The organism is Clostridium sp. Marseille-P2415, assembly GCF_900155545.1.
Taxonomy (GTDB): Bacteria; Bacillota; Clostridia; order Lachnospirales; family Lachnospiraceae; genus Lacrimispora.
Map to the genome: position 1 here is coordinate 3194047 of NZ_LT732526.1, position 21139 is coordinate 3215185.

At 46.1% G+C, this 21139-nt stretch carries 19 protein-coding genes; 2 read left to right on the top strand and 17 right to left on the bottom strand.

The window, feature by feature from the left end; all coding sequences use genetic code 11:
- Nucleotides 1–74: 74 nt before the first annotated feature.
- Together BQ9856_RS19535 and BQ9856_RS24380 are read left to right on the top strand one after the other, a co-directional pair.
- Complete coding sequence (locus BQ9856_RS19535; protein ID WP_077612511.1) at nt 75–1211, top strand: alpha/beta hydrolase; 1137 nt, start codon at nt 75–77, stop codon at nt 1209–1211.
- A gap of 425 nt (nt 1212–1636) precedes the next feature.
- Nucleotides 1637–1933 carry a hypothetical protein gene (locus BQ9856_RS24380; protein WP_139348739.1) on the top strand — a complete coding sequence of 99 codons (297 nt, stop codon included), beginning with the start codon at nt 1637–1639 and terminating at the stop codon, nt 1931–1933.
- Nucleotides 1934–2494: 561 nt separating this feature from the next.
- On the opposite strand, the gene BQ9856_RS19550 is transcribed toward BQ9856_RS24380, so the two are convergent.
- The 17 genes from BQ9856_RS19550 to iolE all read right to left on the bottom strand — a co-directional run bounded on the left by BQ9856_RS19550 (nt 2495) and on the right by iolE (nt 21071).
- Nucleotides 2495–3367: a ParB/RepB/Spo0J family partition protein gene (locus tag BQ9856_RS19550; protein WP_328587257.1), complete on the bottom strand. Its 873-nt coding sequence runs from the start codon at nt 3365–3367 to the stop codon at nt 2495–2497.
- A 295-nt stretch (nt 3368–3662) separates the two neighbouring features.
- Nucleotides 3663–5054 (bottom strand): 23S rRNA (uracil(1939)-C(5))-methyltransferase RlmD, encoded by a 1392-nt coding sequence (gene rlmD, locus BQ9856_RS19555; protein ID WP_235839260.1) that lies wholly within the window; start codon nt 5052–5054, stop codon nt 3663–3665.
- 217 nt (nt 5055–5271) lie between these two features.
- Nucleotides 5272–6942, bottom strand: coding sequence for a DEAD/DEAH box helicase (locus BQ9856_RS19560; RefSeq protein WP_077612512.1), 1671 nt, complete (start codon nt 6940–6942; stop codon nt 5272–5274).
- Between the two features lie 189 nt (nt 6943–7131).
- Nucleotides 7132–8061, bottom strand: coding sequence for a magnesium transporter CorA family protein (locus BQ9856_RS19565; RefSeq protein WP_159442048.1), 930 nt, complete (start codon nt 8059–8061; stop codon nt 7132–7134).
- A 207-nt stretch (nt 8062–8268) separates the two neighbouring features.
- Nucleotides 8269–8865, bottom strand: coding sequence for a cytidylate kinase-like family protein (locus BQ9856_RS19570; protein WP_077612514.1), 597 nt, complete (start codon nt 8863–8865; stop codon nt 8269–8271).
- A 15-nt stretch (nt 8866–8880) separates the two neighbouring features.
- Nucleotides 8881–9543, bottom strand: coding sequence for an amino acid ABC transporter permease (locus BQ9856_RS19575; protein ID WP_077612515.1), 663 nt, complete (start codon nt 9541–9543; stop codon nt 8881–8883).
- A complete protein-coding gene (locus BQ9856_RS19580) occupies nt 9537–10268 on the bottom strand; it encodes an amino acid ABC transporter permease (RefSeq protein WP_442855600.1) in 732 nt (243 codons plus the stop codon). The genes BQ9856_RS19575 and BQ9856_RS19580 overlap by 7 nt, the downstream gene beginning before the upstream one ends.
- Before the next feature lie 27 nt (nt 10269–10295).
- Entirely contained in the window at nt 10296–11198 is a 903-nt protein-coding gene (locus tag BQ9856_RS19585) for a transporter substrate-binding domain-containing protein (protein ID WP_077612517.1), read from the bottom strand.
- A gap of 42 nt (nt 11199–11240) precedes the next feature.
- Complete coding sequence (locus tag BQ9856_RS19590) at nt 11241–11963, bottom strand: amino acid ABC transporter ATP-binding protein (RefSeq protein ID WP_200801384.1); 723 nt, start codon at nt 11961–11963, stop codon at nt 11241–11243.
- Nucleotides 11964–12196: 233 nt separating this feature from the next.
- Nucleotides 12197–13177 carry an ABC transporter ATP-binding protein gene (locus BQ9856_RS19595; RefSeq protein ID WP_077612519.1) on the bottom strand — a complete coding sequence of 327 codons (981 nt, stop codon included), beginning with the start codon at nt 13175–13177 and terminating at the stop codon, nt 12197–12199.
- A gap of 1 nt (nt 13178) precedes the next feature.
- On the bottom strand, nt 13179–14213 hold the full coding sequence (locus tag BQ9856_RS19600) for an ABC transporter ATP-binding protein (RefSeq protein WP_235839261.1): 1035 nt from the start codon (nt 14211–14213) through the stop codon (nt 13179–13181).
- A 1-nt stretch (nt 14214) separates the two neighbouring features.
- On the bottom strand, nt 14215–15099 hold the full coding sequence (locus tag BQ9856_RS19605) for an ABC transporter permease (protein WP_077612521.1): 885 nt from the start codon (nt 15097–15099) through the stop codon (nt 14215–14217).
- Nucleotides 15100–15105: 6 nt separating this feature from the next.
- Entirely contained in the window at nt 15106–16059 is a 954-nt protein-coding gene (locus BQ9856_RS19610; protein ID WP_077612522.1) for an ABC transporter permease, read from the bottom strand.
- Between the two features lie 36 nt (nt 16060–16095).
- On the bottom strand, nt 16096–17730 hold the full coding sequence (locus BQ9856_RS19615; RefSeq protein WP_077612523.1) for an ABC transporter substrate-binding protein: 1635 nt from the start codon (nt 17728–17730) through the stop codon (nt 16096–16098).
- A gap of 402 nt (nt 17731–18132) precedes the next feature.
- Nucleotides 18133–18825, bottom strand: coding sequence for an MgtC/SapB family protein (locus tag BQ9856_RS19620; RefSeq protein ID WP_077612524.1), 693 nt, complete (start codon nt 18823–18825; stop codon nt 18133–18135).
- Between the two features lie 301 nt (nt 18826–19126).
- Entirely contained in the window at nt 19127–20140 is a 1014-nt protein-coding gene (iolG, locus tag BQ9856_RS19625; protein ID WP_077612525.1) for an inositol 2-dehydrogenase, read from the bottom strand.
- A 31-nt stretch (nt 20141–20171) separates the two neighbouring features.
- The gene (gene iolE, locus BQ9856_RS19630) at nt 20172–21071 is read right to left on the bottom strand and encodes a myo-inosose-2 dehydratase (RefSeq protein ID WP_077612526.1); all 900 of its coding nucleotides are present in this window, start codon (nt 21069–21071) and stop codon (nt 20172–20174) included.
- Nucleotides 21072–21139: the final 68 nt, after the last annotated feature.

Below are 21139 nucleotides of genomic sequence, written 5' to 3' on the forward strand. Positions count from 1 at the left end.
AGTTACAACAATATGTTTTAATTACAGAAAATTATTACTTTTTACAATCAAGTGTGAATATTAGGAGGAAATAAATGAATAGAAAAATTAAAATGATATCACTGTCACTTTTATTAGCAGCAACCATTGTACTGCCTTTTACTGGCTGTTCACAAAAGACAAACGATTCGACCTCTACAAATTCTTCAACTACAGATCAGACCAACATGCCACCCACATATAAAGATGTAGTTTTTGCAACAGTTAATAATGATAATGGCGATAAAAGAGATTTAAAGATGAATATCTTTAAACCACAGGATAAAACTGAAGCAACTCCTGTTCTTGTATACATTCATGGAGGCGGCTGGGCTATGGGTGACTATCAAGGTGATGACGCTCCTAAAGATTTAAATGCTTCAAACGACTCTCTGAAAAATCAAACAGATCGACCGACTGGTCAAATGGCTGGTGATAATGCATCATCATATAAAATTTTTAAAAGTATATTAAATAATGGAATTGCTTTTGTATCTATAGATTATCGTTTGAATTCAGAAGCTGTTTTTCCAGCACAAATCTATGATGTTAAAGGTGCCATCAGATACCTTCGCGCACATGCCGAAGAATATGGTCTTGATCCAGATAAAATAGCAGTATGTGGAACTTCTGCCGGTGCACATTTAGCTGCTGAACTTGCTACTACCGGTGATGTAGATGAACTTGAAGGTGATGTAGGCGGTAACCTTGATTATTCAAGTAAAGTAATTGCTTGTGTTGATTTTTATGGTCCAACAGATTTACTGACAATGTCAACTGAGATGGACCCATCTCTTCAATCTCATGAGGATGCAGTAGCAACACACGATTCTATAGACGCAAATGAATCTAAGCTACTTGGATTTGCTGAAGAAGGGCAAGGTGTAGGTGTTCTTAGGGAAATTAGAGACAAAAATGACATTAGTTCTCCATATTGGGATAAGGTAAAGTTAGCAGAACTTGCTAGCCCTATAAATAACGTAACATCAGACGATCCGCCAATGTTCATGGCACATGGAGGACAGGATACTTTAGTGCCAATTCAGCAAAGCTTAAGACTTAGAGAGGCTCTTAATAAAGCAGGCGTTGAAAATACTTTTATGTCTAACTCTGAAGCTCCCCATGGATATCAAGGTGAAGATGTAAATAATGCAGCTATAACTTGGGTAACAAACAAATTGCTTTCTAAATAATAGCTAATTATATTCTAAACAAAATGCAAGAGTCGCCTGTGAGATAATGTAAGCGATGGAACAAATCCGTCGTGTAATCGAGGAGGAGGTAGCTGATTATTTCAGCTACCGACCTCTCAGTCAAGTAAGCAATAGGACTTTCACCTCGAGCTTCTCACAGAACCGTACGTAAAAGGAGGTCATGCCGCCTATCAGGATACTTTCGTATCCCTTTTATTAAATATTACCCAGACCCTTTTGCTATATCAAAGAGTTCATGGGAGACAATCATTGAATTCTGGTATCTGGATTTATCTCTTACCGATACTATGATGCAGGACTGCTATTCTAAATACGGTCCCGAACCTCGGCTTCCTTCCTGCATGCTCCGATCCTATCTGCTCTCCATTAAGTTTAAGGTTACCTCTGTTACGGTCTGATGTGCCATGCTGAAGGACTGTCCTCTCTATGCCATTCTTAGTGGCTTTAACCCGACTGATACTCCCGGTGTCGGCACCTTCTATGATTTCTTTAGCCACTTGTGGCAATCAGACCAGAACAACCTCTCTCCTAAGGAGCGGTTCCCTAAACCTAAAGTTAAAAAAGGGGAAAAGACTGGCGATAAAACACCTGCTGATCTGAAACTATTTCTTCCCGCTGCTTCCGTTTTTAGAACGCCATCCTCTAAAACCTGTGAATCCTTTTTCTCTTATTTTCAAGCTCTATCAGGAACAGTTTCTTAATCAATCCATTCAGAATGGATTGATTAGCTCTTCACATCTTGCTCTGGCCGGTGACGATACACCCGTCAGAGCCTCTGCAAGAGGTAGAAACAAACGGATTTGTGGCTGCAAAGATAAAGGAATTCATGATGTCATTGCAAACGTCACTACCATCAGCCGGATTGCAACTGGGGATGGGATTCATCCCGTGAATGCTATTACCATGGCTATCACCTGTACATGTTCGTTGCTTCGGATTCGCAAGGCGATTTACCTGTATTTCCCCTCCTGGAGAGGGCCTCCAGACATGATATGCTTTCCTTTCTGCATTCTTTCTTTTCCATGAAAGCCTATCTTCCTGAATTTCAGATTCATAAGCTGTTGCTCGACTATTAACAAATATGCAGAACTGTCTTATCTGCTTCTAACTAGTCTCTGCTCTTTTTTCGGTTGATGTCCATGCCATTCCTGAAGCAGTTTTTCAATCAATGTTACTTTTTGCTTTTCTGTAAAATCCTTTGGAAAATATTTTTCAACTCTATCTGCTCTAATTTTAATCTGTAACTTTTGATTTGGCTTTTCTTATCCCATAACTGTATAAATTGTATCAATATCCAATTCTTCTGCCTGACTTAGTCTTTTTAAACGATTAGCTTGCGACAAGGAAAGTGTACATTGTTCCAAATCCATTACAGCATGAAGCTCATACTGTTCTTCTTCTTTTAAGTAAGAGAGTTCCACCGCCACGGTAAATGCTATTTTTTCGTCATCTACCATGTCTAATAGCTTAGGGATGAGATTCGTCAATCGAATATATCTTGATATTTGAGCTCTACTCTCACCCACTTGCTTTGCCAAAGTATCATTGGAATATCTATTTTCTTTTTCTGTCTCACTATTTCTTAGTTCCCAAATCCCTTCGCCATCAAATCCACATTCTACTTCAGATAATTGTAAGGTTGGATTTTGAATATCCAACTTTTTCTTAACTTGAGAAAAAGTTAAATCGGTTCTCTTCCCCTGTTGTTTCATAGCCTCTAATCTCATCTTATAAGCAAATGCTTTCTCACTGGATTTTATATTTTCTCTCTGGAGATTACTGTTTACCATAGCTATTACCGCCTGATTGTCATCCAGATTACGTATAATAACCGGAACCTCTGTAATTCCCGCCCATTCACAGGCTGCTTTTCTTCGATGACCAGCGATTATCTCAAATCCATTTCCATCTGGTTTAGGTCTAACTAACAACGGTTCCAAGATGCCATCATTTTCAATACTTCGCATCAACTCAAATAACGCTGTATTAGTTTCCACTTTGAACGGATGATTTTTAAAGCCACTTAGCTTATTTAGTTGCATTATTACTATTTTCTGGTCATTTTTAACTGTTTTACTTTCCGTATCATCGTTAGCTTGCCAAGAAGAACACATTTCTTCATTTTCTTTCACCATCCTCACCACCTTTCGTTTTGTGCTTGCATTTCAATTTCTTATCTGAAACGCAAACAGACCGCTCATCTTCAAAAAGCTTGAAAATAAGCGGTCTATACGACTTTTAAATATTTAGATGAATGATAAAGAATTTTGTTTTTATAATGAAATTATGAACTGTAGCTTCATGTGTTCCGAGACACCATATCAAGAACTACCGACACATTCACCCCGTCTGAAATTGCCTTTTTTCTCTCTTTTCAATCACTTTGGGAGAACTGATAAAATCGCTCAAAGTGCCTAAAATCAAGGAGTTTCAGGTATCTTTCCGATGTAGTAGTATTACGGTCTCCACATGTGTCGTGTTCGGGAACATATCACACCCTCTAACCTTCACCACCTCATACCCTCTCCCCGCCAAATACCTCATATCCCTTGCCAGCGTAGCCGAATCGCAGCTCACATAAACCACTCTCTTCGGCGCCATCTTCACAATGGTATCCAGACACACCTCATCGCAGCCCTTTCTGGGCGGATCCACCACGATCACATCGGCATACACATGATTCCTTTCATACTGTTCCAGCAATACCTCTTCCGCCTTCCCCACAAAGAACTCCACATTATCTATACCATTTAACCTTGCATTCTCCCTTGCATCCGCAATGGCCTGGGGCACGATCTCCACCCCATACACCTTCTTTGCCTTCTGTGCCAGAAAAAGGGAGATGGTACCGATTCCGCAATAAAGATCCCAAACCGTCTCCCAGCCCGTGAGCCCGGCATACTCCAGTGCCGTTTTGTAAAGCTTTTCCGTCTGGACCGGATTCACCTGATAAAAGGAGAGGGGCGAAATGCGGTATTTCACCTCACCAATATAATCCGTAATATATCCGGGCCCATAAAGGTTTTCCACCTGGTTTCCCAGGATCACATTGGTCTGTTCCTTATTGATATTAACAGAGATGCTGGTCATACCCGGAATCTCCAGAAGGCTCTTCACAAGCTCCTCACTATGAGGCAGACGGCTGCCGTTAATGACCTGGCACACCATCAGCTCCCCGGTCTGAAAGCCCTTACGGATCAACGTATGACGGATCAGACCCTTGTGGGCAGCTTCGTCATACGGACGAAGCTGATACCGCTCCACATGCGCCCTGATCCGTTTTAGAACCTCCCGGTTCTCCTCTATCCCCAGAAGGCAGTCCTCGCATCCGATTATGGAATGGGTACGCCCCGCATAAAATCCCGCGATGATTCTTCCCTCCTTATCCGTCCCCCATGGAAACTGTGCCTTGTTCCGGTATCTCCAGGGCTCGTCCATTCCCATGATCGGCAGCATGGGAACCTCAGAGAAACCCCCGATCCTGGTGATGTTGTTATAGATCTTCCTCTCCTTATACCGAAGCTGTTCCTCATACGCCATAGCCTGAAGCTGACAGCCACCGCACTGTCTCGCAACCGGACACTTAGGGTCCACACGGTTCGGGGACGGCTCTGTGATCCGTTCCAGCCTTGCAAACCCATAGGATTTCTTGGTTTTCATCACCTTAGCCTCAACCTTGTCTCCGATCACCGCATCCTTAATAAACCAGGTGAATCCATCGGTCTTTCCGATCCCCTCCCCGGTCTCGCTTATATCTTCAATCTCTACCTCTATTTTATCATTTTTCTTCCACTCTGCCATCATGACCTCCAATTTATGCATGACCTGACTCCTGAACCTGACAGGCGCATTCCGGCCCAGGATATTTTAAAGCCCGGGGCCTTAATCAGCCTGTATTATACGCACATCTGAACATATTGTAACTTCTTTTTCCATAAGAAGCAAGAAGACCTTTCACTGTCCCGCAGATAAAAAAACCGGGGGCCGGGCACATCCGGTAAGACAATCCGTCTTCCTTCCTCGCTCAGCTCCCGGAAACTTATCTGCTTTTTCCGTTGGCTTTTTCCATATGGATATTTTTGCCTTTGATCTTTACATCCTTCATGGCCTTTAACACGGCATCCGCACTTTCTCTCGGAACTTCTACAAATGTATACTTATCATACATATCAATGCTTCCAACCATTTTGCCCGGCATTCCGGATTCTCCGGCAATGGCGCCCAGGATGTCACCAGGCTTTACATTCTGGTTCTTTCCGATGTTGATGAACAGGCGGGCCATATCTTCTCTGGAAGAAGATTCATATCTGCCTCCGCGGCCGTTTCCGTTTCTGCCGCGGCTGCGGTTTCCGCCGCCGTAGAAATTATCCAGTTCGTCAAGGGAACGGGGCTCTCTTGTATCGATGATGTCCTCATTTTCTTCGCCCATCATCATTTTAAGCAGGGCAGCCGCTAAATCGAGAGAGGTATAATCCTCTTCGATCAGCTTTTTCTCAATGATGTTTACCATCTTGCTTAAATCGATATCACCGATGGTATCGGCTACGTTTTCCAAAATCTTATCTACCTTAATGGCGGTTACGTCATTTAAGGACGGAATGGCCTGGGGAACGATCTTGGTCTTGCAATAGCGCTGAATGTCACGAAGCTTATAAACCTCCTTGCCCACTACAAAGCTGAATGCAATGCCTTCTCTGCCTGCACGGCCGGTACGGCCGATCCTGTGCACATAATACTCGTCATCCTGGGGCAGGTCGTAATTGAATACGGCTTCTACGTCGTCTACGTCGATTCCACGGGCTGCTACGTCGGTTGCCACAAGAATCTCCGTCTTACCGTTGCGGAAGCTGTTCATGACGCGGTCACGCTGGATCTGCTTCAGATCGCCGTGAAGGCCCTCTGCGAAGTATCCGCGTCCCTGAAGAGCCTGTACCAGTTCATCCACCTGTTTTTTGGTATTGCAGAAAGCAACGGACAGTTTCGGAGCGTACATATCAAGCAGACGGCACATAACCTCTACCTTGCTCTTTGGCTTCACCTCGTAATAATACTGGGTCACCTTGGGTACGGTCAGCTCCTTTTTGACCACCTTAACGATCACCGGCTCCTGCTGGAACTTTCTGGCGATCTCCATGATGGCCGGCGGCATAGTAGCGGAGAACATAACGGTCTGGCGCTCCTCGGGAAGCTGACTTAAGATGGTTTCCATATCCTCCAGGAATCCCATATTTAACATCTCATCGGCCTCATCCATGATCACGGTATGAACGTGGTCGAATTTCACGGTCTTCCGGCGCATATGGTCCATAACACGTCCCGGAGTTCCGATGATGACCTGAGTGCCGTCCTTTAAAGAACGGATCTGTTTTACAATGTCCTGTCCTCCGTAAATTGGAAGGACCTTGACACCGTGCATATATTTTGCAAGCCTGCGGATCTCATCTGCCACCTGAATGGCAAGCTCTCTGGTAGGACAGAGGGCGACCGCCTGAAGCTTTTTCACCTTAGGGTCGATTTTCTGCAGCAAAGGAATTCCAAAGGCTGCGGTCTTTCCGGTTCCTGTCTGAGCCTGACCAATGATGTCTCTTCCCTCTGCCTGGACCGGAATGGCCTGGGCCTGGATCGGAGATGCCTCTTCAAATCCCATATCTGCTACTGCCCGCAGAATTCTTTCATCTAATTGTAACTCATCAAATCTCACTGTCTCCATAAATGATTAATTCCTTTCTCATGGCCAGCCGGGTTCCCATGTTGCCGACCGCCGCGCACACACTTTTCGCAAACAAAACGAGAGGTATCAGGCACGTTTCAGACCTTCATCCTCTCGTTTCACACAAAAATAAACTATAGCAGATTTTTTTTTTCATGTCAAGGGAATGACTTTAATTTTTCCATGTCTTCATTTTTTAAACCAGCCATTCCTGTTAAAATACCATATCTCTGCAACGATCAAAAGAACGCTGACCAAAGCACAAACCAGATAGCCGTAATCCCAGTTGAGCTCCGGCATATTTTTGAAATTCATGCCATACCAGCCCGCGATCAGGGTCAATGGCGCGAAAATAGCGGTCATCATGGTCAGGAAAGACAACGCACGATTCTGCTTCATATCGATCCGGACCTGATACATTTCCCGGATCTGCAGGGCATATTCCCGCAGTTCCTTTCCGTGTTCCACCAGCCTTGCCATACGGCCCGAAAACAGGTGGAACAGAGCGCAGTCTTCCTCTCTTAACAGGCCGTTATAATTTTCTGTCAATGTCTGGCTGATATTTAAGAGCTGTCCATAATAGGAAGAGACCTTTGCCATTTCCTTTCTCGCTCTTAATATAATAGCCGGGACATCGGCCCTCTCCCTCCTGCCGCTCATGATCCGGTCTTCCATTTCAGTCAGCCTTTCCTCGTACTTTTGCAAAAAGCCTATTTCGTCCCGCACCTGAAAATCCAGGAACTCAAAAAACAAGTGGGAGACATAGGTTTTCTCAAAAATCTGTTCCCGTTCAATTTCGTGGAGCATTTTCTTTACTTCACCGGTGTCGTCTACAAATATGAGCCTGTCCCGGTCCATGTAATAGCCAAATACCACCGGCTTTCCCAAAAGGTCCTTTTCATCCGGAATAACAAAGGTTCCTATGATGCAATCCTTTAGCAAATCCGCCCGGCAGTACCGGGCCCTTTCCAGATTCTTAATGAGCAGATGATCCTGGTACCGGGTATGATGCGCCTTCCAGTATTCCTCTTTGCTCATGATCTCCACCAGAGCTTCCCCCTCTGCAACAGCTTCATCCTTCTCGATCGGGATCAGTTTCTTCTTTAATTTATAACGCACTTTCATTTCCTCCTGCTGCCAGATTCTCGTCTGAACAATGCCGGCCGGTCAACCGCACCTTAGCCAGTCTGTTTCTTCCTCCAGTTTAGTTCCTGTCTCCACGAATGTCAACACAGCAGGCCCTTTCCGTGAAACATTGGGCTTACATAATCCAGTTTCACCAAAAGGGCCTGTTATTAACAAAAACAGAAATTTTTTTACAATGAATTACTCCGGAAAAAGCTGGCGCACGATCCCTGCGATCAGCTTTGCAGTTCCCGTTACACCCAGGAGCGAGGAATCGATCATCAGGCTCTTGTGCTCCGGATCACCCGGCAGATAGCCTGCATACTTTTTGTGATAGGTATTTCTGGCCTTGTCTACGGACGCGATCATCTTTTTTGCATCATTCTCCGTCATTCCGAGAGTATCCACGCAGTTTTCCAGCCTTTTCGCATAAGGCGCGTAGATAAAGATATTGATGTTATTCTTTTCATTTTCCAGAAGAAAATCCGAGCACCTTCCCACCAGGATACAGCTGGACTTTCTTGCCAGATCCAGAATAATTCCCTTCTGCACATCAAAGATAATGTCCTGGATATAAGCCTCGTCAGTCCCAAGAGGAAACATGCGGGGCAGAAAGCTATGCTTTGACTTCTCCTCCTCATCGCTTACCGTGGAGACGGGAAGGTTCAGCTGCTTTGCAACCTCTTCCACAATATCACGGTCATAGAATTCCACTCCCAGCTCTCCGGACAGCTCTTTGGCGATGGAACGCCCCAGGCTTCCGAATTCACGGGTAATCGTGATTGTAAACTTTTCCATAACAAGAGTTCCTCCCTAACCGGTTACAATGGTTTTCTGATATCCCCTTACCGCACAGCTGAGCGCAAAGCAGATGGTAAAATAGCAGAGGGCTTCAAAGCCAAACAGCAACAGCATGCCGCGTACATCGTAAATACTTCCCAGGACAATGGAGCAGTTCCTCATGAACTCCGCCACATCCACCATTTTTAAGAAGGAGGTATCCTTGATGATGGTGATGACCTGGCTGAGCAGGGCCGGGATGACCTTTTTATACGTCTGGGGAAGTACGATATACCAGAGGGTCTCTGCAAAGCTGAACCCCTGGGACTGGGCTCCCTCAAACTGCCCCTTGGGAATGGAGTTTAAGCCTCCCCGGAATATTTCAGCCATGACCGCTGAGGTGAAAAGGGAAATCGCAAATACCGATACTCCTACTTTATTCCCCTTAACGGTAAAATAGATCCATAGTATCCACAAAAGATTGGGCGTACAGCGGAAAAATTCCGTATAAGCGGCCACAAGGGCTCCCGCCCACTTCCATTTCCCCGATGAATAGGTCCGGATAAGGGCCAGCAGTGTCCCGAAAAACATGCTGATAAGCGTTGCGAGAACAGCGATCATAACCGTCATCCTCAGCCCCTTTAACATGAAGGTCACATTGGCCGGGGTAAATATCTGGTGAAATAATTCTAACATGCAACCTCCTCATCTGCCTGCAGATCAAGCTTCTTTGCGGCCGGCAGCCTCATGGAGCGGATCTCTAAGTAGCGGGCCAGCCTTGCGAGTGGGAAACAGATGATAAAGTACATCAGAGCGCTGGTGAAATACGCCTGGGCAAAGTATCCCCGGTCAGCACCCCAGGAATCCGTAAAGTACATGAGATCCATACCGGCCACCATAGCCAGGATGGAGGTGTTCTTCACCAGGTTTAAAGCCTGATTTGCAAGCGGCGGCATGATAACCCTGACGGTCTGAGGCAGAATGATGTGATACATGGTTTCCAGATAGGAAAAGCCCTGGGACGAAGCCGCCTCGGACTGACCCTTAGGTATGGCTTCGATTCCGGTCCTTATGACCTCCGATATATAGGCACCATGGTAAACGCCCACACCGATCACCCCCAGCACGAACTTGGGAATCCGGAAGCCTGAGCTGGAAAACACCATAGGCAGAACGGAATAATAGCACATTATCTGCAAAGCCAGAGGCGTGTTCTGTATGAATTCCACATAAATTCGTGAAATTATCTTAAATGGTTTAAATTTAGCCGTGGAGAACATACCAAATATCACTCCCAGGACCAGCGCTGTGGCCAGCCCCACCAGTGATATCTTAAGCGTCATAAGAAAACCCGGTATATAATATTCTGGAAATGCCTGTAACAGGGCATTCCAGCGTTTTACATCAAAAAGACCTTTTATCATGTCAATTTTCCTTTACAAAACAGCTTACTGTAATTCCCATTCGTCCTGAAGGGCCTTCATTGAACCGTCAGAAAGCATGGAAGTAACTTTTTCCTCTACCAGAGCAGCCAGCCCTGTGTTCTCTTTTGCGGCCGCAACGCCATAATCCTGCTCTGCAAACCGGTCCTCTAAGATCTGGTTGCCATCATTTACATAACCTGCTAAAATGGCGCGGTCTACGGAAAAGCAGTCGATCTGCTTGGTAGCCAGTGCCTGTGCCAGTGCCGGATAGCCGTCAAATTCCTGGAACTGGGGATTTACCTTCAATCCCTTTTCCTCTACGTATTTCTTAAAGCCGTCCTTTGTTGTGGCGGACTGGGCTACACCGATGATCTTTCCGTCCAGATCTTCAATGGAATTGATGCCGGAGTCCTTGTTGACCAGTAAGCCCACGGCATCGGTATAGTATGGGGTGGAGAAGTTATAGGTTTCTTTTCTTTCCGGTGTAATGGTAAAGGTGGCGATGACCAGATCAATTTCCCCATTTTCAAGAAGAGGTCCTCTCGTTTTCGCGGTCACGCCCTGAAACTCCACCAGTTTCTTTTCCTTTGCTTCATCAGCGGTGCAGCCGAAGATGGAACCGGCGATCTCATAAGCCAGGTCATCCTCAAAGCCTTCGTATTCCCCGGTTGCCGTATTCTGTAAGCTGAACTTCGGAATATCGGCCTTGCAGCCAACCTTTAAAACGCCGCGGTCAATGATCTTCTGAACGTCTTTTGTCACATTCCCGCCTGCTGCCTCTGTGGAGCCTGCGGCTGCTTTCGCACCTTCTGCTGCAGTAGTTTCTGCCGGAGCTGCCGTTGTGGTTTCCGGTGCCTTGGAACCGCATGCTGTTAAGGCTGCCGCACAGACGCATGTCAGTGCCAGGGATAATATTTTCTTCATCATAATTGCTTCCTCCTTAATTTTCATATTATATTAAACAACACCCTAATGAAGGATTTTGCTTAAAAACGCCTTGGTCCGCTCGTGTTCCGGACATTCAAAAAAGTGTTCCGGGGTACCCTCTTCCAGGATATAACCGCCATCCATGAAGATCACCCGGTCCGCCACCTGACGGGCGAAGCCCATTTCATGGGTCACGCAGATCATGGTGATGTTCTCATGTGCCAGCTCCACCATTACATTTAAAACCTCCTGAACCATCTCAGGGTCCAGCGCCGAGGTGGGCTCATCAAAGAGAATCAATGGCTGTTTGGTGCATAACGCCCTGGCTATGGCCACTCTCTGCTGCTGTCCGCCGGAGAGCTGAACCGGATAATTCCCTGCCTTTTCCTTTAGACCGACCCGCTCCAGACACTTGATGGCATTCTTTTTTGCCTCTTCCTTGGGAACATGCTGCAGCTTGATGGGCGCCAGAGTCAGATTTTCTAAGACTGTGAGATGGGGATATAAATTAAATTGCTGAAAGACCATGGAGGAATACTTTTTCGCCATTTCCAAATGGTTCTTCTTCGTGACTTCCGTACCTGCCACGGTGATTTTCCCGCTGGTGGGTTCCTCCAAATAGTTAATACAGCGGATAAAGGTTGATTTTCCCGAGCCGGATGGCCCGATGATAACCAGCTTTTCACCTTCCTTTACCGTAAGGCTTATATCCTTTAAAACCTCTAAATCCCCGAAGCTTTTCTTTAAGTTTTCAACTTTTACCATATCTGGCATAATTCCATCCCCTCTCTGGATAATTTTCCGCAAAAAAGCATAAAGGCGCCTAAGAATCTAAAGTTCTTAAGCGCCTTTGCTTTGTTTGGTTCGTATATTGGTGTTATTATAAAAAGTTTTATTTGAAAAGTCAAGGATTATTTTTTCTTATGCCTTCCATTCTGGTTTGCTACGGCAGTCACGATCCCTGTCAGCATATCTGATTTCCTTATTATTCGTACAAACTACAGACAGGAACATGCCACAAAATGTCCGGGAGAAACTTCTGACATCTCAGGTATATTTTTCCTGCACCCTTCCTGCGCACTCATGCATCTGGTGTGAAAATGACAGCCCGGCGGCACATGCATGGGACTGGGAAGTTCTCCCTGGAGCATCAAACGCCTGGATTTTGCCGCCAGCTTCGGATCGGCCACCGGTATTGCGGAAAGCAATGCCTTTGTATAGGGATGCAGCGGATTTTCATACAGTTCATCGCTGTCTGCGATCTCCACCAGCCTTCCCAGATACATCACACCGATTCTTGTGGAAATATGCCGTACCATGGACAAATCATGAGCTACAAACAGATAGGTTAATCCCATTTCCTGCTGCAGATCCTCCAGCATATTTACTACCTGGGCCTGGATCGAAACGTCCAGAGCTGAAATCGGTTCATCGCAGAGCAGGAATTCCGGTTCCACTGCCAATGCCCGTGCAATTCCGATCCTCTGACGCTGGCCGCCGGAAAATTCATATGCATACTTGTACATGTCATCCGGCTTCATCCCAACCTTCTTAAGCAGATCTTCCGTTCTGCCGTCCATTTCGCTCACCGCCATGCCGGATACCGTTGTCATGGATTCCCGAATGATTTCACGTACATTGTGGTGGGGATCCAGAGCTGAATAGGGATCCTGGAAAATGATCTGCATCTGCCTGTGGACGGGAAGTAATTTTCTCCCTTTCAGCCTGGTTATATCCTGCCCCTTGAACCGGATCGTTCCGCCGGTGGGATCATACATACGGATGACCGTCCGCCCAAGGGTAGATTTTCCGCAGCCGGATTCTCCTACCAATCCAAAGGTCTCGCCTTTCCGAATGGTGAGATTGATGCCGTCTACTGCTTTTACTTCTGCTTTCTTGCGGCCGAAAAAATCCCTGGCAGGGAAATATTTGCATAAATCCCTGGCTTCCAGTAATATTTCCTGATTCCTGTTATCCATATCACTGTACCTCCCTTTCCATGGCATCCAGTTCCTCTTCCGTAAAGATGCACATGGCTCTTTGGGTGTCCGAATATACCCGGTACTGCGGAATACCGTTTTTACATGTTTCACAGGCAAATTTACAGCGCTCTGCAAACGGACAGCCATCGGGCGGATCCACCAGGGATGGCGCCATGCCGGGAATGGGTTCCAGCCGCTTCCGGCTGCCTGTCCGCGCTTTTGGAACAGCCTTAAGAAGGGCCCGGGTATACGGATGCTTCGGCTTATAAAAGATTTCACCCGTGAGTCCTTCTTCCATTATCAGCCCGCCGTACATGACTAAAATCCGGTGACTCAGGCTTGCAACTACCCCCAGGTCATGAGTGATGAGTACAATACTCATTCCCGTCTCACCCTGAAGTTTTTTCAAAAGCTCAAGAATCTGTGCCTGAATCGTCACATCCAGAGCCGTAGTCGGCTCGTCTGCAATCAAAAGTTTCGGCCGGCAGCAAAGGGCCATGGCAATCAATACCCTCTGTCTCATGCCTCCGGAGAATTCGTGGGGGTACTGTTTTAACCGCTTTTCCGGAGATGGGATACCAACCTGTTCCAAAACAGCGATTGCTTCCTTTTGGGCAGAGGTTTTATCCATTCCCCTGTGTCTCCTTAATACTTCAACAAGATGAAATCCTATGGTCCTCACCGGATTCAAAGCTGTCATGGGATCCTGAAAAACCATGGCGATCTCTTTTCCGCGTATCTTTCTTAGCTGTTCCGGTACCATTCCAAGCAGATCCTTTTCCATAAACAGGATCTGATCCGCGGTGACTTCCGCATTTTCCGGCATCAGGCCCAGGATGGATTTCATCAAAACACTTTTTCCGCTGCCGGATTCTCCCACTACAGCCAGGATTTCCTGGTGATTCACGTGAAAGCTTACCCCGCGTACCGCCTTTACCGATTTCCCATGAGTATGAAAGGTCGTGCGCACATTTTCAACAGACAGGATTCTGTCATCGTTTTTCTTTGTCTCTTCCAATTCCTGTTTCCTCACTTTACTCTTTCTCATCGTTCATAATTTTCGGTTCCACGAAAACCCGGAGCAGGTTCCCCAGCTTGTTAAAGGCAAAAATCGTGATTATGATCAGAAGTCCGGGGATCAGAGCCATGTAAAATGTACTCTGCATGGTGCCCTGGGCACTCTGTAACAGGCTTCCCCAGGAAGACATGGGCTGCTGGATGCCGACTCCCAGAAAGCTTAAGGAAGATTCCGTCATAATTGCATTGGCCATACTGGTGGTCGCCGACACAATGATCGTGGGAAATACAGAAGGTATGATATGACGGGTAATGATCTTCCAAATGCCCACGCCTGAAAATTCGGCATAAAGAATAAATTCCCTTTCCTTGAGAGAAAGTGTCTCGGCCCGCACCAGTCTGGCTATTTCCATCCAGGTAAAAATACCGATTACCAGGATAATGGACTTCAAGCCGGGTTTAAAAAAGATACTGACCACCGTGACCAGGATCATCCAGGGAATAGAATGTAAAATATCAACAATGCGCATAAGAACCATGTCTATGATCCCGCCGCAGAGGCCGGAAACAGTACCCACCGCCACACCGATGGTAAGGCTTGTCAGCATGGCAAGGAAGCCTGCCAACAGTGAAACACGGCCGCCATAGATGACCCTGGCAAAATAATCCCTGCCCACTTCATCCGTTCCGAACCAGTGCCTGAAGGATGGCTCTCTTAAGCGGTTTGCAATATCGGTGGCATTGGGTTCTATGGGAAGAAACGGTGCTATGAATGCAAATAGGATGATCACTCCCAAAAGAAACAGGGAAATGACCGCGGCCTTATCATGCTTTAAAACCATCCGTACGCTGTCCACTCTGACGGATCTGCTTTTTCTTGTGTTTTTTTCTTTCCTGTTCATAACCTGTCACCCCATTTCCCTGATACGCGGATCCGTGATGCAGTAAAGGATATCCGACAGCAGGTTTCCAAGAATTACAAGAACGGAAGACAGCACCAGGATGATCATAACAATGGGATAATCCATCCCCTGGATCGCCTTGATAAAATAAGGCCCAACTCCCGGCCATCCAAATACGGTTTCCGTAATGATCGCACCCGTTACCAATAATTGAAGGGCCATGCCAAGCCTCGTAATAACGGGTAGCAGCACATTCCTGCAGACATGCTTGTACATAATTTCTCCTCTGGTGGCGCCGAATGCCCGCTGGACCAGCACATAATCCTCAGAAAACTGGGTGATTGTGGAGGAACGGACAAACTTTATGTTGGGCGGCATGAATGAGACGGTAAGTGTGAGAAAAGGCATAATATAATGCCTGAGAAAGTCCGTTATAGAGGATTCCATTCCAACCGAATGCATCCCCACGATGGGAAGAAGCTTAAGCTTATAGCCTATGACAAAGATTAAAAGCATGGAAAACCAAAAGGTCGGAACCGCGATTCCCACCGAGGATATTCCGTCAATCACCTTATCTGCTGTTTTATTCTTATGGGAACCTGCTAAAAGTCCCAGCACGACCGCCAGGATATAAGCAGTCACATAGGCAGGAAGCACCAGCTTCACGGTATTGGGGATTCTCACCGCAAGATCTCCGGCAATGCTCTGCTTGGTCACGATGGAATATCCGAAATTTCCATTCAGCATTCCGTCGAGCCAGCGTAGATACTGAATAAAAAGAGGCTGGTCGTACCCATATTTTGCCTTGATCAATTCAATGGTTTCCTGTGACATCTTTGGCGTTGTCATCGCATCAATGGCATCATACGGCGCAAAATGCATCAAAGCAAAACATAGAATTGTGATCAGAAGGACCATGGGTATGGCTGTTAATATCCGCTTTAATATATATTTGGCCATATCGTTTCTCCTTATAGAAAGAAAGAGGTGTCTGCATTACTTTTTCTGTAGTTTTGATGTGTCTTCAAAGGTATAAACAGGAACCAGCATGGCATCTTCAATTCCTGATACATTCTTCGATACCACAAGAAGACGTTTATTGGAATACAGGGGATAGAAGCAGGCGGTATCCTGTATTTTCTGCTGGAGCTTCGTATAAATCTCTTTACGCTTTGCCCCATCCGTTTCCCTGCGTCCCTGGGCAAAGAGCTCATTGATCTCAGGCTCGTCGTAATACATGTAATTGTATCCGGCGCCTGTTTCAAATAAGCTGGCAAACGTATCCGGATCAATGCCCATGATATATCCGCCAAAATACATATCATAAGGATTATCCGCCTGCTTCATCTGCTGGCTGAGCGCCGTGGAGTCCACACCGGTTAAATTCACCTTAAATCCGGCTTTCTGCAGCTGCTCCTGCATCATGATCACGCCGGTCGACTGGAGGCTGTCAGATGCGCTATAGGCAAGGGTCAGTTCCGGATCGGTCACACCGGAAGCTGCAAGGAATTCTTTTGATTTATCCAGGTTCTGCTCATATTTCTCCACATCCTCCGTAAAATATTTGCTGTTGGGAGGCATGAAGCTCCATGGCAGATCATAGTATTCCTCGTCCAGAAGGGCCGCGTCCGCAATTGCCTTTTTATCCAGGGCATACAGGATGGCTTTTCTTAAATTTTCATCCGGAACCCGGTTGGCATTTATCATCAGATAGGCAACACGGCCTTCCTGATATGGATAAACGGTCAGGTTTGCTGTTTCCAGGTCCATCTGTCCCACCTGTGCGGGTGTTCCTATCCAGGCGTCCACTTCCCCGCTCTGGATTGCCGTCATGGCCGTATTTTCATTTTCAATGATGCGGTAAACGATGTTGTTAATAGACGGAGCTCCCAGGAAATAATTCTCATTCTTCGTGAATTTCACATAAGAGCCTGCGGAATATTCCGCCATGACATAAGGTCCCGTTCCCACCGGCTTGCTATTCACATCATTGTTTTCAAAGCTCGTTACATTTTCATAGACATGCTTCGGCATAATAAAGATCTGGGAAAACATCTCTTCTGCCGCTGCATTGACAAAGGGCATGGTAAATGCCACGGTATAATCGTCGACCTTTTCAATCTTAACCGCCCCTTCGGGATAAACCAGCTGGGAATATGCCCAGCCTGCATTTTTCTCGTTTTCCATGGCCTCAAACGTAAAGACAACGTCATCTGCAGTGAACTTCTCTCCATCTGACCACTTTACATCGTCACGCAGGTGCATGGTATAAGTCAGGTTGTCATCGGAGGTGTCTATGCTCTTTGCCAGAAAATAATTGATCCCGTCCGCATTATACATATACAATGGGGAATAGATCATCTTAAGAGTCATAAGGCCGAAACGGTCGCTTGTGGTAATAACATTCACGTTGGCGCCCGGATCACCGGCAATTGCATAGGTAAATGTGCTTTCCCCTCCCTGTGCCGGCTGGGAAGCCGCGTCTTTTGTCTCACCGGTGCCCACCGAACCGGTATCAGCGGCAGTGCTCTCTTCTGCAACCGGGTCTTTTCCCCCGCAGGCGGTAAGGCCTCCAAGCACCATGAAAGATGCAAGCAGAAAAGCTGTGCTCTTCAATAAAATTTTTTTCATAGGTTTCTCCTTTCCTTTTTCTGCCGGATGACCGGTGCCGTATTCTTTAAAAAACGGATCCGGTCATCCACCGGAAAATTAGATTTATTATACACACATTCCTGCTTTATTTGCAACTGCTTTTGAAGCAAATCATACTTTTTCCATATGAAAACAATGTTTTATATAATTTTAATCTTATAATATAGAAACAATTTGCATTATCTTTTTTTAAAACCTGCGGATGGAAAACGTTCTCCTCTCTTCTTTTATATACGCCGGAGCAGGCATCCGCCCCGGCCTAAAAACCTCTGTGACCATTCCAACAGCCGTTTCCCACTGGAATTTACCACCATCCCATCTACCATCTCCGGGATGACCCGTAAATTTCAGAAATGGCTTTCCTGTTTTTTCTGATATTTTTTAACCGCTGATGGACTCGATCCGCTTGTCATTTGACCATCTGATGATCAGGTCATTTTTTCCGTATCCGGCCGGATAAAGAAGATCCAGCTCAACCTTTGTGGAGTCCTTTGATTTACTGATTTTAACGTTTAAAACCTTGATCTTTTCCTCATTAAAATAATGAAACAATTCTGTGATAACACTGTCATAATGAGTCGTTGTCAGCTTTAATATGCTCCGGTAAGGCTCTTTCGAAAGGAATGGCACATCATGCAGGATGATCTGAGTCAGAATCAAAAGCAGCCCGGCCCCGCAGCCTACATAATATGTGCCTGCCCCAATTGCCATACCCACTCCTGCAGTTGCCCAAATCCCTGCTGCAGTGGTCAGGCCGCTGACAGAATTATTTTTTACAAATATGACACCTGCTCCTAAAAAACCGATTCCTGATACGATCTGTGCTGCAACTCTGGAAGCATCGTAATCCGGTATATCCCGGAATCCATACTTGGAGACCACCATCATGAGCGCCGCTCCCATTGCCACAATGGCATGGGTCCTCATGCCTGCTCCTTTATAACGGCTCTTCCTTTCATAACCTATAAGATATCCAAGAAAGCCTGCAATAATAATCCGCAAAAACAAACTGGTCTGGTATACCAGATCATACCTTACCACAAAATTTACTATGGTTTCCTGAACCTGATACATTGGTATTCCTCTTTTCTGATATAAACTGGTGTCTTATAAAATATGCTACTAATGTATCATTTTTGCGTAAAAACGTCAGCGCAGTATTTGCGAATTTTGGTTTGTTTTTTATGCATTTTTTGTATTTCTGCAGGAACGGAAAGCCTGATAAAGAAAAACGAGAAAAAGACAGAGACCGCGGGCTTTATTTACATAAAACGGCACGTTCTCTATCTCTTTCTGACCTTATGAGAGACTTCTGACTAAATTTATTTTAATTTTCGAATCCAGTTATTCCTTGTAACATCCATCTGTGGGTTTCTTACATCATGATTTCGGAAATCTTCACCGGCCTGTGCTCCTGTACTGACTTCTTTGCAGCGATTCCCATTAATACCGGCTTTAATCCGTCTTCTACACCAAGAGGGGTATCGGTATCATTCTCAATGGCTTCGATGAAACAGTTCACTTCCTTTGCAAAGGACTGCATGTAGCGCTCTAAGAAGAAATAGAGGGGCTTTTCGCCGGTAACGCCGTCAGCCGTGCTTAAAACAGCGCTGGACTCCGTATCATTGGCGGTTGCAACCATACCCTTAGAACCGAATACTTCCGCTCTCTGGTCATATCCGTAGGCAGCTCTTCTGGAATTGTCGATGACCGCAATGGCACCGTTCTCCATTTTAAGAGTGATAACTGCGGTATCCACGTCGCCGGCTTCTCCGATAGCTGGATCCACAAGCACTGCGGACTGTACGTAGATTTCTTCTGCATCACAGCCTGCTAAGTACCGGACCATATCAAAATCATGAATGGTCATGTCTAAAAACATGCCGCCGGATACGGCTGCATACTCTGCGCTGGGCGGCTCCGGGTCTCTGGAGGTCACCTTGATGATGTGGGGCTCGCCGATCTTTCCGGCTGCAACCGCATTTCTTACTGCCTCAAAGTTATGGTCAAAACGGCGGTTAAAGCCCACCTGATATTTCACCTTGCTGCCTTTTAATGTTTCGATCACTTCTTTGATCTTCTCAATGTCGTGATCAATGGGTTTTTCACAGAATACATGCTTTCCGGCCTTGACCGCCTCAACGGAGATCGGCGAATGGGTATTGGTGGAGGAGCAGATCAGAACCGCATCGATCTCCGGGTCCGCTAAAATTTCCTTATAATCCCTGGTTGTATTTGGAACACCCATGCTCTTTGCCCATTTGTCCGTTTCCTCGTTCATGAATGGGTCGGCAATGGTCTTGATCTTTGCGTTCTTTACGATATTGCAGATGCTGGTGGTATGAACTTTTCCAATTCTTCCTGCTCCGATAATTCCTACGGTTACCATAATTTTCTTCTCCTTTTACCTTTCAACCTTATTAAAGACCTGTTTTTTCAGCGATGAATTTTCTTGCACGGATGGCATATTCCAGAGGATTGGCCTTAGCCGGATCCTGCTCGGCTTCCACTACCATATACCCCTCATAGGAAGCCTCCTCCAACACCTTGAAAATCGGATCGAAGCTGATGCATCCGTCTCCCGGAATGGTGAATGCACCTGCGCGGACGCCTGCCAGAAAGCTCATTTTGTCCTCTCTCACCTTTTTCACGACCTCCGGGCGGATATCCTTTAAATGTACATGCCTGATGCGGTTTATATATTTTGTTACCATGGCAACCGGGTCCTCGCCGTAGTATGCAAAATGACCGCTGTCAAACAGCAGGCTTACGTATTCGGGATCCGTATTTTCCATCATGCGCTCTGTCTCTGCTGCACTCTGGACAACCGTTCCCATATGATGGTGGAAGGTTAATGCCACTCCGTATTTCTCTTTGGAAAGCTTTCCAAGGCGGTTTAAGCCCTTGCACAGCATATCCCATTCTCTGTCATCCATCTCATGCTTCCCTTCGAAAACCGGCTGTTCCTGCATGCCCTGGGTACTGTAGCTCTGCTCGGAAACGCCTGCCACCTTTGCCCCCATGGCTGCCAGGAATGCAACATGCTTTTCAAATTCTCTTTCCGTCTCCTCATAAGGCCTGCTGATCAGGAATGTTGAAAACCATGCGTTGCAGATTTCCACTCCCCGAAGATTTAAAGCTTTCTTTAATACCTCTGTATCCTTCGGATATTTGTTGCCCACTTCCGATCCGGTAAATCCTGCCAGCGCCATCTCGCTGACACACTGCTCGAAGGTGTTCTCTTTTCCCAAATCCGGAAGATCATCGTTGGTCCATGCGATCGGTGCGATTCCTAATTTTACTTTCTCCTTGTTTAACATGTTTTTGCTTCCCTTCCCTGTTTCATAATATTATTTCATACCGCCGGCCTTGCGGCGGATATCCTCTT

What these genes read in the sequence shown, in the direction of transcription:
- BQ9856_RS19560 (WP_077612512.1), bottom strand. Translation starts at nt 6,942, where the DNA reads ATGGAGACAGTGAGATTTGATGAGTTACAATTAGATGAAAGAATTCTG.
- BQ9856_RS24380 (WP_139348739.1), top strand. Translation starts at nt 1,637, where the DNA reads ATGCTGAAGGACTGTCCTCTCTATGCCATTCTTAGTGGCTTTAACCCG.
- BQ9856_RS19575 (WP_077612515.1), bottom strand. Translation starts at nt 9,543, where the DNA reads ATGTTAGAATTATTTCACCAGATATTTACCCCGGCCAATGTGACCTTC.
- iolG (WP_077612525.1), bottom strand. Translation starts at nt 20,140, where the DNA reads ATGGTAACCGTAGGAATTATCGGAGCAGGAAGAATTGGAAAAGTTCAT.
- iolE (WP_077612526.1), bottom strand. Translation starts at nt 21,071, where the DNA reads ATGTTAAACAAGGAGAAAGTAAAATTAGGAATCGCACCGATCGCATGG.
- BQ9856_RS19605 (WP_077612521.1), bottom strand. Translation starts at nt 15,099, where the DNA reads ATGAACAGGAAAGAAAAAAACACAAGAAAAAGCAGATCCGTCAGAGTG.
- BQ9856_RS19610 (WP_077612522.1), bottom strand. Translation starts at nt 16,059, where the DNA reads ATGGCCAAATATATATTAAAGCGGATATTAACAGCCATACCCATGGTC.
- BQ9856_RS19620 (WP_077612524.1), bottom strand. Translation starts at nt 18,825, where the DNA reads ATGTATCAGGTTCAGGAAACCATAGTAAATTTTGTGGTAAGGTATGAT.
- rlmD (WP_235839260.1), bottom strand. Translation starts at nt 5,054, where the DNA reads ATGCATAAATTGGAGGTCATGATGGCAGAGTGGAAGAAAAATGATAAA.
- BQ9856_RS19585 (WP_077612517.1), bottom strand. Translation starts at nt 11,198, where the DNA reads ATGATGAAGAAAATATTATCCCTGGCACTGACATGCGTCTGTGCGGCA.
- BQ9856_RS19590 (WP_200801384.1), bottom strand. Translation starts at nt 11,963, where the DNA reads ATGGTAAAAGTTGAAAACTTAAAGAAAAGCTTCGGGGATTTAGAGGTT.
- BQ9856_RS19550 (WP_328587257.1), bottom strand. Translation starts at nt 3,367, where the DNA reads ATGGTGAAAGAAAATGAAGAAATGTGTTCTTCTTGGCAAGCTAACGAT.
- BQ9856_RS19595 (WP_077612519.1), bottom strand. Translation starts at nt 13,177, where the DNA reads ATGGATAACAGGAATCAGGAAATATTACTGGAAGCCAGGGATTTATGC.
- BQ9856_RS19615 (WP_077612523.1), bottom strand. Translation starts at nt 17,730, where the DNA reads ATGAAAAAAATTTTATTGAAGAGCACAGCTTTTCTGCTTGCATCTTTC.
- BQ9856_RS19535 (WP_077612511.1), top strand. Translation starts at nt 75, where the DNA reads ATGAATAGAAAAATTAAAATGATATCACTGTCACTTTTATTAGCAGCA.
- BQ9856_RS19570 (WP_077612514.1), bottom strand. Translation starts at nt 8,865, where the DNA reads ATGGAAAAGTTTACAATCACGATTACCCGTGAATTCGGAAGCCTGGGG.